The sequence below is a fragment of the Deinococcus sp. YIM 134068 genome (assembly GCF_036543075.1).
In the GTDB taxonomy this organism is placed as follows: Bacteria; Deinococcota; Deinococci; order Deinococcales; family Deinococcaceae; genus Deinococcus; species Deinococcus lichenicola.
Genome location: NZ_JAZHPF010000006.1, coordinates 121692 through 134729 on the forward strand (window position 1 = coordinate 121692; position 13038 = coordinate 134729).

Genomic DNA, 13038 nt, shown 5'->3' on the forward strand with positions numbered 1-13038 from the left:
GTTGGGCTGATCTCACGCTGCGTGGTCAGCTTGCGGGGAGAAATCAAGGTCCTGGTGTGACGGTGGCTGTGCAGACGTATTTCCCGGCATTCAACTTGCAGTGGGTGAGGCTCACGGTATAGGCCTTCCCCCCCACGACAGCCTGCGTCGTCCCGAGGTTCACGGCGGCTCCGGCTGGAACAGGGGTGGTCGAAGGTCCAGGAACCGAGGGGTTCCGGACAGGAATGTTTTCCCAGGGGATGTTCTCTATCGTCAAAACCCGCAGGGAGGTCGTGGTTGTGGGAATGGCGAACAGGACCGACACCTTGACCGGCACATTGCGGTACATGGAGATGAAGCCTGTTCTGCTGTCCAAGGTGCCACCGGCGGCGGCAACTTTGCTGGCCTTGAGCGTCTTGCCGTCCGTCGTCGTGGTCTCGAACAGATCCGTATTGAACTGAAGCTGGTTCTGATCTTCCTGAAGGGTGTACGTCAGATCACACCGAACTCCGGTGCTGACCGAATAGCAGGCCCCAAGTTGATATTGCCCATGTCCACCCTGCCAGGACTGGGCGTTCCCCACAGTGGCGCCGACCAGCAGCGCGACCATCCCCATTCGGCTTTTCATGTGCCGCCTATGGTAAGAGATGAATGGGGTGGGTGCGCGGACACGGCTCCCATCCACCACCGCACGGCGAGCGGAGAGCTTTCCAGTTCACCGTGCTGCCGACCAGGCGTGAGTGCTTCGCGCAGCAGCTCGGCGCTCGCTCAGGCCTGGCCGTGCTCCCGGGTCACGGCCGCCCGAACAGTTGCACCCAGTGAATGCCGTGGTTGCTCTGCTCGCTCGCCCAATACGCCCCGCCCATCACCTGCCACGCGGGGTCGAGCATGTTCCGGCAGTGCCCTGGGCTGGTCAGCAACCTCGCGACGGCCAGCTCCGCCGTGTTGCCTCCGTGCTGGAGGTTCTCCCCTACCCCGCCTCGAAAACCTGCCTGCGCCGCCCGATTCTCCGGGGCGCTGCCCGTGTAGGGGTCGACGTGGCCGGTGAAGTTCAGGGTCGCCAGGCGCTGGGCGTAGAGTTGCGCGGCCGCGAACAGCCGGTCGTCCCATATCAGCGGTGGAGCTGGTGGGGAGCGGACTCCGCCGCAGTTCGCGCCTCTCGCCCGGGCGGCGTTGGTGGCGGCGAGGAGCTGGCGGCCCTCAGCGGCGGCTCCTCGCAGGCCGGGAGGAATCTTCGGGTCGGCCACCACTAGGGCGTACCCACGCCCGTGGGGGGCGAGGCCGTAGGCGATCAGCCCCTGGTACGTGCCGCAGCGTTCCCGCACGGCCTGGAGGAAGGCCCCTGGCTGACCGTTCACCCGCAGGCCCTGCATCTGCTGGTAGGCGTACCCCGCCTCGGCCGCCGATGGCTTCACGGCGCCGTGCCGGGTGTAGGCCTGAGCGACGCGGTCGAGGTGGGCGCTGCGGGTGAGGGTCAGGCCGCACGAGGCGAAGGTCTGCTCCAGGGCAGGGCGGATGGACTGTGCGCCCGCGTCTCCCGTCAGGATGAGGAGGGGAATCAGGACCCGCTTCATTCGCACGCCACCCCGTCGCCATCCTGGTCCAGGTGCGGGCCGTAGCCGGGCTGCCCGCGATGCAAGGGCGTGACTCCAGCGGCGCGGGCGGCGGCGCAGGTGCGGTAAGACACGCTGCTGGAGGGGACTGGAGACCCGGCTACCCGTGGGGTACCGGCGCTCGGTGGGTTGCCCGGATTGCGCCGGTACTCCCACGGGTTCTGGTAGGTGCCCGCGTGCAGCCCCCTGCGGGCAGCCTTCGCCTTGATCTCCGCGTCGCGGTAGACCCCGCCGCCGTACTGGAGGTACGGCAACGCCCAGCCCTGCTCGACCAGCCAGCGGTTCACCTCCACTCCACCGACGGCACAAACTCCGACCATGCGGCCGTAGCGGTCGGTGTCCTGCCGCTGGCAGGTCACGTTGCGCCCCCGGAGGAAATCGGCGAGGGCGAAGGCCGCTTCTCGTCCGCAGGCGTACCGGATGCCGCCTCGCACGCAGTGCTGGCTGGATTCCGGGGCATCTACCCCGAAAAGACGGATCTTCGTGTCTCTGATCTGAAGGGTGTCGCCGTCGGTGACGGTCGGCACGCCGGAGATGGAGGCCACGGGCCCGGCCCAGGCAGTGGTCGTCAGAAGCAGGAGTAGGAACCGGTGCCGCATCATGTGACCCTACACGAGGGGTACGGGTCCCGGCGGCGAAGTTGTTCTCGTCGCTCGGGCGACAGGGTACCTGGACCAGCCATTCTCTCGGGACGTGGGACGCCTACTTGCCGGGTCGGGCTCGGGGCAGGCTCTCGTCGAACCAGGTGACGAGCTGGGGCAGCAATCCCGGTCGGAAGGCGTCGCGCACGGGCAGGACGTGCAACACGCCGTGCCGGGCGTAGTACACGCCGAGCCGCCGCACAGGAAGGTCACTGCCCCGAATCCCTGCCAGGCGGTCGAGGACCAAGTACGCGCTGAGCTGTTGTAGGTACTCCCCGCGCAGCCGCAGGTGCCGGGTGGCCTTTACCTCGATCAATATGTCGTCCACGAGTAGGTCCGCGTCCGCTCCCCCGAAACGTCCTGCCGCCGGGAAGTGGGGATTCAGGATCAGTTGCTGCTCCGCCCGGAACGCCTCCAGCGGTACCGCCCGCACCAGGGCCAGCACGTCCCGCCACGCCTCCGCCGGGACGAAACCTGCTAGGCCCTGGAAGAGGCCCGTGCGGGCGACCACCTCGTAGGAGGCCAGCACCACTGCGGCCCGGGCGTGCCGCTCCCCGAAGGGCAGGCCGTCCACGACTTCCCCAAGGGTGTGTTCCGCCTCGTCCACGGCGGCCAGCACCTGATCCCGGTTCATCTGGAAGGCCGCGTACCGGGCCACAAGCGGGCCCCGTGTGGGCAGCACCTCGGGGTGCAGGCCCTGTACCACGAAGCGCAGGGCATAGTCGAAGGCGGTGCCGACCAGGCCGGGGTCGGCGCCGAGCGGCGGGCACACCAGGGGCGCGTCGGGGGGGTGCGGCAGGGGCTGAGCCAAGGCCACCCGGATAGCCTGCCGGGCCTCCGGGGTGTGGCGGAGGTAGGCGCTCAGGCTGCCGAAGGGTGGACGGGCCGGGGGTGTCAGTGGCGGTGGCAGACAGGTGCGGTCGGGACGCGGCCTCGGGGATGAGGGCCGGTAGACCACCTGCCCCCCGGCGGCCCCGGCCGCGGCCAGGAGGGACGAGACACTGTGTTCAGCGTGTGCCAGGGTCGTGATCAGAGCACGGTAGGGCAGCAGGTCAAGTTCGTGGTCGACCAGAATCCATTCCGGCGCCCAGCTCGACGTATCGAGCCGGTAGGTGACGACGCTGCCGTGGGGCAGTTGGAAGATCGCCTGGATGGGTACCTGGTGCGGTCGGCCGTCACGCGGCGTAGCGCACCCCCGTTCCATCCGCCGCCGTCAGCCTCACCTGACCCAGCATCACCAACGTGGCGATGATTTCCTCGACCTGATTCGCCTTCGCGCCGCTGAACGCGCCGATAACCTCTCCGGCCGTGAGGGGCTGCCCCGCCTGCTGGAGGTGCTGCCGCACCGCCTGGACCTGAGCGGGCAAACTGGCCGGGAAGCGGATCTGCGGCGCCGCTTTTGCGGCAGTGGCGGCCACCGTGATCCCCAATCCACCCTGGGCACTCCGCTTGGGGTCCTGGTAGTCCGGGCGCAGGTAACGGACAGTGCCCGCCCGTTCTTCCAGGGTTCGGGCGGCATTGAGCGCGGCGAGGTTGGCCAGGATGTTCTGTTGGCCCAGGTCCGCAGGCCAGCCGTAAGCCGCTGCCACTGCCGTGTCCAGCTCGTCGTGCAGCTCCTTCAGGACGGTCACGAGGCCCTGATCGTGGGTTCGCTGCTCTCCGGCATCGAGCGGTTCCCCGCTTCTCAGTTTGGCGAGGACGTTGTACAGCCCAGTAATGGTGAGCGCCGGGTACAGCACCTGGCGTGCCTTCCGGTGGTCATCCATGTTCTGCGCAAGTTCCCGAATGCGGGCTTTCTGCACCTCGCTCGCGTCCGGGAAGGGGAACGTCTCGAAACAGGTCGTCTTGTTGTAGCGGGGCCGGTCCTCCAGGGTGCCCCCCTGCGCCAGCGACCACAGCACGTGAGACCGGCTGCTCAGCACGCCGAGCATGTACGCGTCGTCGAAGCCGAACGTCACCAGGGTGCTGTCTGGGATCACGCTGGCGTCGATGAACTGGAACACCTGGTGCTTCGCGGTCTCCAACGTCACCACGTACCGGCTCAGCCCCGCCGTGAACGCCCGGAAGACGGGGCGGGAGTGGCCCAGCACCCACCAGAACTCGCGGAAGAGGGAGTTGTTGTTCTGCTGGCGCAGGTCGTACACGTGGTTGCGTAGATACTGGTACAGCTCGGGAAATCCCGTCCGCACCTGTTCTTCCGAAAGGCCGTAGAAGTCGATCACGTGCTTCCCTCGCGTACGGCTCATCAGATCCCGCCCGTTCAGGTAGGGCCGGACGTGCCGCGTCACCTCCAGGTTCGTCTTCGCGCCGAAGGCCTCGGCCTGCTCCTCGGTAATCAGGAAGCCCGCCCCGATGGTTTTCATGCCCACGGCGCAGAGCCTCCCGTTGGCCTTCAGGGGTTGCGCGTTGGTGAGGTTCACCCCTACCTGAAGGTTCGGGTAGATCACGCCGGTCACGCTGCGGGTCTCCCCCACCAGCGTGTCCCCTTCCCCCGCCTCCTCCAGCTCGCGGGTCACGGTCACCAGCTCGCCGCTCGTCTTCCCCGCCTCACCGACGGTCATGGCGACTCGGACCGCAGCACCGTCAGTGGCGTCCACCCAGGGGTGGTCGGGAATGGCGAACACCAGCGACAGGGGGGCATCTTGATTCTGGAGGTGACCTTCAATCGCTCGGCGGTTGTAGGTCTGTGAGATGGAATTGGTGGTGATCAGCCCGAAGCGCTTCACCTCTCCCGCCCGCACGAGCTGCGCCGCCCGGTCCCACCAGCGCAGCACGAAGTCGGTGGCCTGCGGCACCTGCGGCCAGGCGGCCTGCAAGGCGTCCACGTAGCCGTCCCCCAGGACCTCGCGCATCCGCTTGGAGCCGAGAAACGGGGGATTCCCCACGATGAAGTCCGCCTGCGGCCAGGGTGCCGGGCGCGGGTTGAGGTACTCCTCGTCCTGCCGGGTGGCCGTCTCATCGGGAACCGCCTGGCCGGTCACCGGGTGGAGCCTGTACGTCATGCCGTCCCAGCGGGTGACGGGTTCGCCCGTGCTGGTGACCCTGGGACGCTTGCCATCGTAGGAGAGAACCGCGTCTCCCTGCCGAATGTTGTGGAAGGCTTGCAGGATCGGCTCCGGCGGGCTGGCCTTCCCGTGCTCGCGGGCGTAGAGCTGGAGGTACCCGATCCATAACACGAGTTCGGCCACGCTCGCGGCCCTGGGGTTGAGTTCCAGGCCCAGGAACTGTTCCGGGTTCACGCCGATGAGGGGGGCAGGTCCACCCAGGGCGACCAGGGTCTACACCACCTCGGCTTCGAGGCGCTTCATCAGCTCCATGCTGACGTAGAGGAAGTTGCCCGTGCCGCAGGCGGGGTCGAGCACCCTCGTCTCCTGAAGCTGCCCCAGGAAGCGCTCGACCAGGGTACGGGCCTTCCTGCGGGCGATGTCACTGCCCCCGCCCTTGTCGAGGGTGTTCTGCACCTCGACCTGGGTGGTCCGCCAGGTCTCGCGCAGGGGGGCGATGACGGTCTGGTTGACCAGACGCTCCACGTAGGCGCGCGGCGTGTAGTGCGCGCCCAGCTTGTGCCGCTCTTTCGGATTAAGCGCGCGCTCGACCAGGGTGCCGAAGATGCTGGGTTCGACCTGGCTCCAGTCGTGCTCGGCCGCCTGAGTGAGCAACTCCAATTGCCCCTCGGTGACGGGCAGGACCTCCATGCCCTCGAAGAGCCCGCCGTTGAAGTGCAGGACCCGCTCCTGCAAGGCCACGCTGTACCCGCCCGTCGCCATCTTGCTCCACAGTTCCTCGACGGTGGGCACGAAGGCTTCCGGCCTCCCGCGCAGGGTTTCGAGGGTCCGGCGGAACTTGTAGTCGGGGATCAGGCCGACATCCTCGGCGAACATGGTGAAGATCATGCGGGTGAGGAAGGCGCTCACCCGCTCGGAGGTTAGCGGCTTGCCCTGTATGTCGACTTGCTGCTCCAGGCTGCGACTGAGAATCGCCAGAGTTTCGGCGACCTGCCGAGTGACCCTCGCCGCGTGACGGCTGGGGTCGAGGCTGAGAGGATCAAGCCAAATGGCGCGGAGCCGCTCGCGCACCTCCTCCCGGCGCAGGTCGTCGAGCAGGATGCGGTGGGTCCGGGCCTCCGGGAAGGGCAGGTAGGCGCCGCCCGTGCGGGTGAACTCGGCGTAGACCTCGAGGGCGTGCCCGACGTCCACCACCAGGATGAAGGGGGGCCGACCCTCGGCGGCGGGCAGCAGACGCACGTAGCGCTCAGCCTGCTCACGGGCGCGGCGCATGAAGGTGTCCCAGCCGGCGGTACCTCGGGTGCCGTGTCCCTTCTTCCTCGTCTTCTTCCCGCTGGAGGCGAGCAGGACTTCTTCCTCGGCAACCTCCTTTTCCACGCCCTGTTTCGCCTCCAGGACGAAGCAGCCCCGGCGGTAGAGGTCAATGCGCCGAACGGTGCGCGGGCCCTCGTCGTGGGCTTCGCACACGTTGCGCTCCAGTACGTAGGCGTTGTCCCGGTCGTCGGGCCGGGTCGGTTCGGGTTCCGGCACATCCAGGACGCGGCACAGTTCACTGAGGAACTGACCGTAGTTGGCGCGCTCGGCCCCACCGGACCCGGCCCAGCGCTGGATGAAGGTGTCCACGTTCATGCTCGGATCGAAGTCTGGCACATGGGGGAGCGCTTGTCAGGCAAACATTCCTCAGCAAGGGACTTTGTCACACTCCCGGATGGAAATGCCGACCTTGCCACAGGAGTTCAAGGTGCAGGCTTGATGGTGTTTCCCGGCCTGGCCGGGGTCAGGAGGGTGCGTTTCAGGTGGACTGGCAAGGCCAGCGACTCGACGCTGTTCCCGTCCTCGACCAGGGCGATGGTGCTGAGGGCTGCCAGGTAAGCGTGGGGAAGGTGAGAGCCGACCATCGCCAGTCCCATGAAATGAACGAGGGAAACACGCCGTTCAGTGCGGGTGCCGTTAATGCGCTCTCCGAGAATTACCTCCGCCCGTGCGCGGTCCAACGTCAGGTCGCTGTGGGCGATGGCGTTGCGAACCGGCCGGTCAATCAACCGGAAGTACACGAAGAAGGCACCATCCTCCCCGCCGGTAAGTTGCTCGAACAGGTCCAATTTCTCGTTCAGGGTTTTCCCCAGTGTGCTCGGCTTCCATGGGTGGCCGTTGGCAACCTGCCAGCAGATGATCAAGAAGCCCAACAGGCCGCTGAGGAACTCAGCAGAGGCGAGTGTGACGGCCTTTGCTGCGACCCAGGTACTGACGACGTTCTGGGAGGTAGTCGTGCTTTTGAGGGCATGGCTGGCTTCGACCAGGGTGCGCCAGCGTTCCAACAATCGGGAGTTCGGCGCACCTGGCACGTCCTGCATCCAAGAGTGGAAGAGGGTGGCGGCCAGCTGCGGGTCCCTGGCCTTCACTCCGCGGTAGGCGAGCAAGATGCCAAGGATGAAGAGGTCGAGTACGCCACGCAGTTCTGGCAAGTCCGTTCGGTCCTCGTATACGTCCTGCACGAGTTGCAACATACGGGCACGGTCGCCCAGACCTGCGTAGCGATCCACATTTGACTCAACCAACATCTCGCGCAACTCGTTGAGCAAACGAAAATCCTCTTGATTCACGAGTGGTCCTTTATAGCTAGAGTAGAAAAGGTGGTGCCGACAAGCTCTTGAGCGATAATGCTGGTAACTGTTCGGTTGGCTCTGAATAAGGCGTACCAAGTCGGTGAGATAAATGGTACTGAGTGCGGAGCACGGTGCCTTTTAAGGAAGTCGGTGCTCTGTACCGGACATCTTTCCTTTAAACCCCGTCTGGCATGGGAAATGGAGTCCTCAGCAGCTTGATCAGGCAGGGCAACTCGGGCAGCATCCAGCGCAGCGCATTGCAAAGACGTTCCACGCCGTACCGCACAAGGCTCATGGCCGGGCGACCATGAGCCTTCACCTTGACTGGTACCTGTGCCTGGAGCCACACGCCCACCCGCAGGCAGCTCACCCACGCCAGGATGACCAGCCCGAAGAGACGTTCTAACCGTTCAGGGCGAGTGATGCCCGTGCGCTCCAGGTCAAAGCCGCGGACCTTGAGGCTCGCGAAGGTGCACTCCACGGACCAGCGCGCCCGGTACAGAACACAGGTGTCCCATACGCTGAAATCCGTTGCGATGGCCACCAGGTCCCCTGCAGGGGACCTGGTGGCGACGACTTGCATCACCTCACCGTAGACGTTGGCCCGTTCAGCCAGGCACCGCACTTCCCCAACGTTCAGATCACCGAACCACTCGTCCACGCGCAACTCGTCGATGACGGCGTTTTTTCGGATGCGGATGGCCCGTTTGATTTTCTTTCGCCTCAGAAAGCGGAACCATTCACCGCCGATGAATTCTCGGTCGGCGACCAGACCCTTCCAGCGGGACGCTGGAAGGGCCTTCAGGAGACGCGACACCAGCTGAATACACTTCAAGGTGCCGCTGTTGCCGTCGTGATCCAGGGCGGTCCAGACGAGCGGCACCGTGTATCCGTGCAACACGACGCCCAGCACCAGGAGATTCAGCGGTGCATCCCCGCGTTCCCAGGTGGTGCGATCCATACTGAGCAACAATTTCCCTGGGGGCAGCAGGGCCAACAGGAAAGCGAGGAAGACCGGCTCTGTAAGCTGAGGATCCCGGCAGCCCCGCTCCACCCGGCGTTTCTTCGCCTCAATCGAGCTCGCTCCGGGCAGGTGGGTGCACAGGTCACTCTGATTCACGCTTCGGGCCGTGACCATGGCGAAGATGAGATCGACGACACGCTGCAGCGTGTCGTGGCGAAGGAAAGGCACGCAGGCTTTGAAGTGGCGGGTCAGTTCGGTACGCTGAAGATCGGCGGGTTTTGGAGTCGTCACACACCCAAAACACCGCCGATTGTCGTGCCGGTTCGCAACCTGTCACACGTTTAGGAATTTTCCGTCCAGCACAGCTCTAGCCTGAAGATGTCCGGTACAGAGGATCCTTGCCTGACGACCAAGGGGAATTCTTAGCTTTTCATGGGGCAAACCTTTTCAGATGACACCTTACCTGTAGAAATTGGACCACTTCTCTGCGAACCGTCCTTCAAGTTCGATAATAGGGTCGAAATTCGTTAATTACTCCTAGGCCCATAATCGCTTCTACTAGTGAGTTTACCGCTTGATCCAACTCACTAGATCGTTGCTTTAGAAGCATATCTAGTATAGGACGAAAATTTAGAACTTCATGCAAGTACATGTTTTTCTGCCCAACGAAATAACGCAGGATCGTCAAAACTTCAACTGGGTACGTCGGAGCAATCTGCGTCAGACACTCGATCACTTGTGGTTGACCCTCCACCAGTGCTTCTGCGGCGATGGTCTGAAGCTCGTGGAGGGCCCACGTCTCATCGAACTTGCCGCTCGCGTACCACCAGCCGAATGGACGAAGCAGTATCTGCCGATCTGCGGGGCGCCTTTGCAACAGGGTGTCTCGAACGAACTGCCAGAGCTGCCGGGCCAAGCTCAGCGGTCCCTCGTCAACCTGCTCTTCTCGCTCCAACGTGCGACCGAGCGAACTCAACGCCTCCCCGACGGTTTCGGCGGGTGCGCGTTCCAGGAAAGTTTCAAGCAGCGCGTCCTGCTCACCGAATTGCAACACCCCCCGGACGAAAAAGATCATCAGGTGCGACCCGAAAGCCCTCTGCGTGTCTTTGCCTGTCGGCCAGCCGGGGCTGTCGGTCGCCATTTGCCGCGCATAGCGGACATAGGCGGGCCGCATCTCTCTAAAAAGCGCGCTGGAGTACTGGCTGTGCTCCAGATAGGTACTCCAGGCCGCGCCTCCCAGATGAGGCGGCGCGTCCAGGATCAACGGCCTCCAAAAGGCGGTGAACCACTCCCGTTCACGGTCGTGCAAGTAGGCGAGGAAAGGCGCAGGCGCAGCGAAGACGGCACTGGACTGTTCCATCCGGTAGTGCTCAAGCAGCGCCGTCCTGAGTCGCTCCAGAGCTGCTTGCCGGAGGTCTGGCTCTATCTCCTGCTCGTCGATGACCCAGGCCATGACCGCAACCAACGCGTGAATGGCCTGCCCGCGGGTAACGTTGATCGAGCGGGAGTAAGCGTCTCCGTAACGCTCCACGCCCGGGTCTTCCACGTCAGAGAGGGGATCATGGTCGGACAGCAGTAGGATCAACGCCTCGACGATGGGCAGCACCTGCGTTCGCCCCTGCTGGCGTGTGGCCCCGTCTTTGAGCAGGATGATCTCGATCAGGGTGCAGAGCTGGCCGCGCAGACGGGATCTTTCCCCCCGGTCTTTACGCCCCTCGATGACCGTGAGTGTCTCCAAACAGGGGGTCCACTCGACACCTGCCAGTTCCTCCTTCCGGTTCAGCAAGCCGGACAAGATGCTGCCCAGGTAGGGTGCAGGTAACTCTGCCCAGAGCGGCAGGTGCTCGTAGTAAAACCGGGGGCGGAGGCCCACATCTTGAGCCAGCCGGTGGGCGACGCCTTCGAGCCGATCTTCCTCTCGATCAAAAGCCTGACCGGTGGGCGGTGCAGGGCGCCGGAGGAGGCGCTGGAGTTCGGGAGCGCTCAGGCCCTGAAATGCATCTGGAGCCAGCGTGGAATGGGAGCCCTCCACGACCTGGATCGTGCTGATGCTGGGTTCCGGCACTTCGCCAAATTGTTTGTCGAGCTGTGCACGGCGCTCCAGCACGGGCGGCGGGAGGTTTGGTCCTAATTTATGGAGTTGTCTCCACTGCCGACGTGCCAACGCCTCCGTGTTCTCCTCGTGGAGAGCGGGGTCCAGACGCCTCCACCCGTAGGTGACCGTGCCTTGTTCCAGCCAAGCCAACAGTTGCGTTAACACCTGAGTCTGTTGCCGACCGGGTAAGCGCTTGAGTTGCCGCTCACATGCCGCCGTGTACTCCATCTCATAGGTGGGTTCGTCGAAGGCCTGGCGGTCTAGAAGGGCTTGCTGAACCCAGGTTCGCGGTACGTCGTCCACTTGTCCCAGCCAGTACAGGCGCAGCCGTTTGAAGATGCTGTAAGGCTGCCAGCTCAGGGCGGTCCAAAGTTGCTGCCACCAGGGACGGAAAGCAGGATCGACCATCAGGGCGACCAGGGCATCGATCAGGGCGTTGTCTGGCCGTCCGAGGTCGAAACGTTCTCGGTGATCCAGATGAGGACGGTACACCCGGTAGTGATCGGCTTCACTACCGTCGAGAAGCTGGCGGAGTGTGGCGAATTTGGCAAGGGACACACAAAGCACGTCGCCGTACCAGCGTTCCTGATGCAGAAGGGTACGATGTTCCTCTAAAAAGTGTGCGTAGTGATAGAAATCGAGGTGGGTTTCAATTTGACCGAAGGCTGACTCCTCGTGCGCTACGCTTTCCAGCCAGGGCTCCAGGAACGAAGCTGTGAAGGTTGCTTTTAACGGTGTGGGGGCTCCTTGAATCAAAAGATCTTGCGTTAGATGCAGCCAGGAGAACGCCGCCAGGGAATCATGTTCTTGGGCAATCCAAGCTTGAAGCGTGGGCACTAGGCTCCACAGCACGTCATGAGGAAGGTTGCGCGCCACCTCGAGGGCCTGGTGTTTGTTGTGTTCCGAGATCGAGGCTTGTCGCAGTAACAAAGCGACGGGCCAGGGGTGCTGCGCTGCAATCTTACCCAGATAGATGAGGCGACTTGAATAAGCGGCAAGATCGTGGAAGAAACCGTGCTCATCTAGCGGAGCGAGCCAGTCTTCATGTGTTAAACGAGAAAAGAAATATTGATCTAAGTGGGGATTTTCAAGCGCCGCCTTTAAAGTTCTCAGATCTTCTTTAGACGGTTGAGGAGTTCCCAAAAAAGCATCCAATTGTGCCAGAAATGGATAGAGTTCAGCCGTCATACGTAATCCTCTCCTCTTCAATAGTAGGATTATTTTTATTGGCCTCCCTAAACCATTCGTCTATCAAAGTGGACAGGCGATGATGCTTGTCACTGGAATCATACCATACGGGAACAACTCCAATATTTTCTAATCTTTCCTCGATTTGTTGAACGTATGAAACATCTAGAATAGTCTTCTTAGAACCCTTAGTCTTAACTTCGCTGAAATCCAATCCCATCAGTGCATATCTAGAAGGCTTGTTAAAGGCTCCGGACGAACTCTTCGAGTATTTATCTTCCAGCTCCTTTATCTTAAGAAGTATTGTGTAAATAAATGGGTCATCAAAGCTAAAACCCATGAACACAACGTTTCGACCTTTGAAGTACGCCATTAAAAAGTTTTCTACGGTCCCAGTAGGACCGTAATATTGCTCATACTCATCCTCGGAGAGGATGACGCAGAAACTCGCTGCTGTTGCGCCCTCTAGCAGGCCGTGAATGTGAAAAATAGTTTTAGGGTTTCCGGCCAGATCATGCTCGTTGATGTCTGGCAAAGCTTTTACTGAGAAATATTGGTGTGAGAGGGCATCACGAATAGCCCCTGTGTAGTTGGTCGTTACCACAGTGGAAAGTGGGAGGAGGTGCAACTTAGTCACGGCCTTCTGAATTAAGTTATCCCAATCCTTAAACCTATCCAGAATAATTCTTTTATACTCTGTCTCGTTAGCTTCTTTTGCTACCCTTGCCTGCTGTGGGCAGTTCAACGATCCTGTAGGTAGTGTGGCATGGCAGGCAACAAGCAGTTCCTTTATCAGGTCGGACCACAAGGGGGAGAGTCCATAGTCTAGACCGGCACCTATAAATAGGCCGGGTGATTCTGAATAAATACACTTCTGAACGTTAACTTGCCGCTGGGAATAGAGTTTGGCGAATCCATCGAGCGTCACGGACACCCCACCAGCATAC

The 13038-nt window shown here is 62.4% G+C and carries 9 protein-coding genes and 1 pseudogene; all 10 read right to left on the reverse strand.

The features are described 5' to 3' along the window. Nucleotides 1-43: 43 nt before the first annotated feature. Nucleotides 44-607 (reverse strand): hypothetical protein, encoded by a 564-nt coding sequence (locus V3W47_RS08610; RefSeq protein ID WP_331824792.1) that lies wholly within the window; start codon nucleotides 605-607, stop codon nucleotides 44-46. 163 nt (nucleotides 608-770) lie between these two features. Continuing rightward, a complete protein-coding gene (locus tag V3W47_RS08615) occupies nucleotides 771-1553 on the reverse strand; it encodes a CAP domain-containing protein (protein ID WP_331824793.1) in 783 nt (260 codons plus the stop codon). After that, complete coding sequence (locus V3W47_RS08620; protein ID WP_331824794.1) at nucleotides 1550-2137, reverse strand: thermonuclease family protein; 588 nt, start codon at nucleotides 2135-2137, stop codon at nucleotides 1550-1552. The genes V3W47_RS08615 and V3W47_RS08620 overlap by 4 nt, the downstream gene beginning before the upstream one ends. 157 nt (nucleotides 2138-2294) lie before the next feature. After that, nucleotides 2295-3437, reverse strand: a complete 1143-nt coding sequence (locus V3W47_RS08625; RefSeq protein WP_331824795.1) for a hypothetical protein — start codon at nucleotides 3435-3437, stop codon at nucleotides 2295-2297. Continuing rightward, nucleotides 3409-4794 carry a type IIL restriction-modification enzyme MmeI gene (locus V3W47_RS08630; protein ID WP_331824858.1) on the reverse strand — a complete coding sequence of 462 codons (1386 nt, stop codon included), beginning with the start codon at nucleotides 4792-4794 and terminating at the stop codon, nucleotides 3409-3411. Before V3W47_RS08630 ends, V3W47_RS08625 begins: the two co-directional genes overlap by 29 nt. Before the next feature lie 9 nt (nucleotides 4795-4803). After that, a pseudogene (locus tag V3W47_RS08635) lies at nucleotides 4804-6867 on the reverse strand (DNA methyltransferase); the annotation flags it as partial. 107 nt (nucleotides 6868-6974) lie between these two features. Next, nucleotides 6975-7841, reverse strand: a complete 867-nt coding sequence (locus V3W47_RS08640) for a hypothetical protein (protein WP_331824796.1) — start codon at nucleotides 7839-7841, stop codon at nucleotides 6975-6977. A gap of 178 nt (nucleotides 7842-8019) precedes the next feature. After that, entirely contained in the window at nucleotides 8020-8982 is a 963-nt protein-coding gene (locus V3W47_RS08645) for an IS4 family transposase (protein ID WP_442877213.1), read from the reverse strand. Between the two features lie 325 nt (nucleotides 8983-9307). Beyond that, nucleotides 9308-12091 carry a hypothetical protein gene (locus tag V3W47_RS08650; RefSeq protein WP_331824798.1) on the reverse strand — a complete coding sequence of 928 codons (2784 nt, stop codon included), beginning with the start codon at nucleotides 12089-12091 and terminating at the stop codon, nucleotides 9308-9310. Further along, complete coding sequence (locus V3W47_RS08655) at nucleotides 12081-13025, reverse strand: SIR2 family protein (RefSeq protein WP_331824799.1); 945 nt, start codon at nucleotides 13023-13025, stop codon at nucleotides 12081-12083. The genes V3W47_RS08650 and V3W47_RS08655 overlap by 11 nt, the downstream gene beginning before the upstream one ends. Between the last annotated feature and the right edge of the window lie 13 nt (nucleotides 13026-13038).

Excerpts from the sequence above, each read along its gene's own strand:
- V3W47_RS08650 (WP_331824798.1), bottom strand. The coding sequence starts at position 12,091 with ATGACGGCTGAACTCTATCCATTTCTGGCACAATTGGATGCTTTTTTG.
- V3W47_RS08645 (WP_442877213.1), bottom strand. The coding sequence starts at position 8,982 with ATGGTCACGGCCCGAAGCGTGAATCAGAGTGACCTGTGCACCCACCTG.
- V3W47_RS08625 (WP_331824795.1), bottom strand. The coding sequence starts at position 3,437 with ATGGAACGGGGGTGCGCTACGCCGCGTGACGGCCGACCGCACCAGGTA.
- V3W47_RS08630 (WP_331824858.1), bottom strand. The coding sequence starts at position 4,794 with ATGACCGTCGGTGAGGCGGGGAAGACGAGCGGCGAGCTGGTGACCGTG.
- V3W47_RS08610 (WP_331824792.1), bottom strand. The coding sequence starts at position 607 with ATGAAAAGCCGAATGGGGATGGTCGCGCTGCTGGTCGGCGCCACTGTG.
- V3W47_RS08615 (WP_331824793.1), bottom strand. The coding sequence starts at position 1,553 with ATGAAGCGGGTCCTGATTCCCCTCCTCATCCTGACGGGAGACGCGGGC.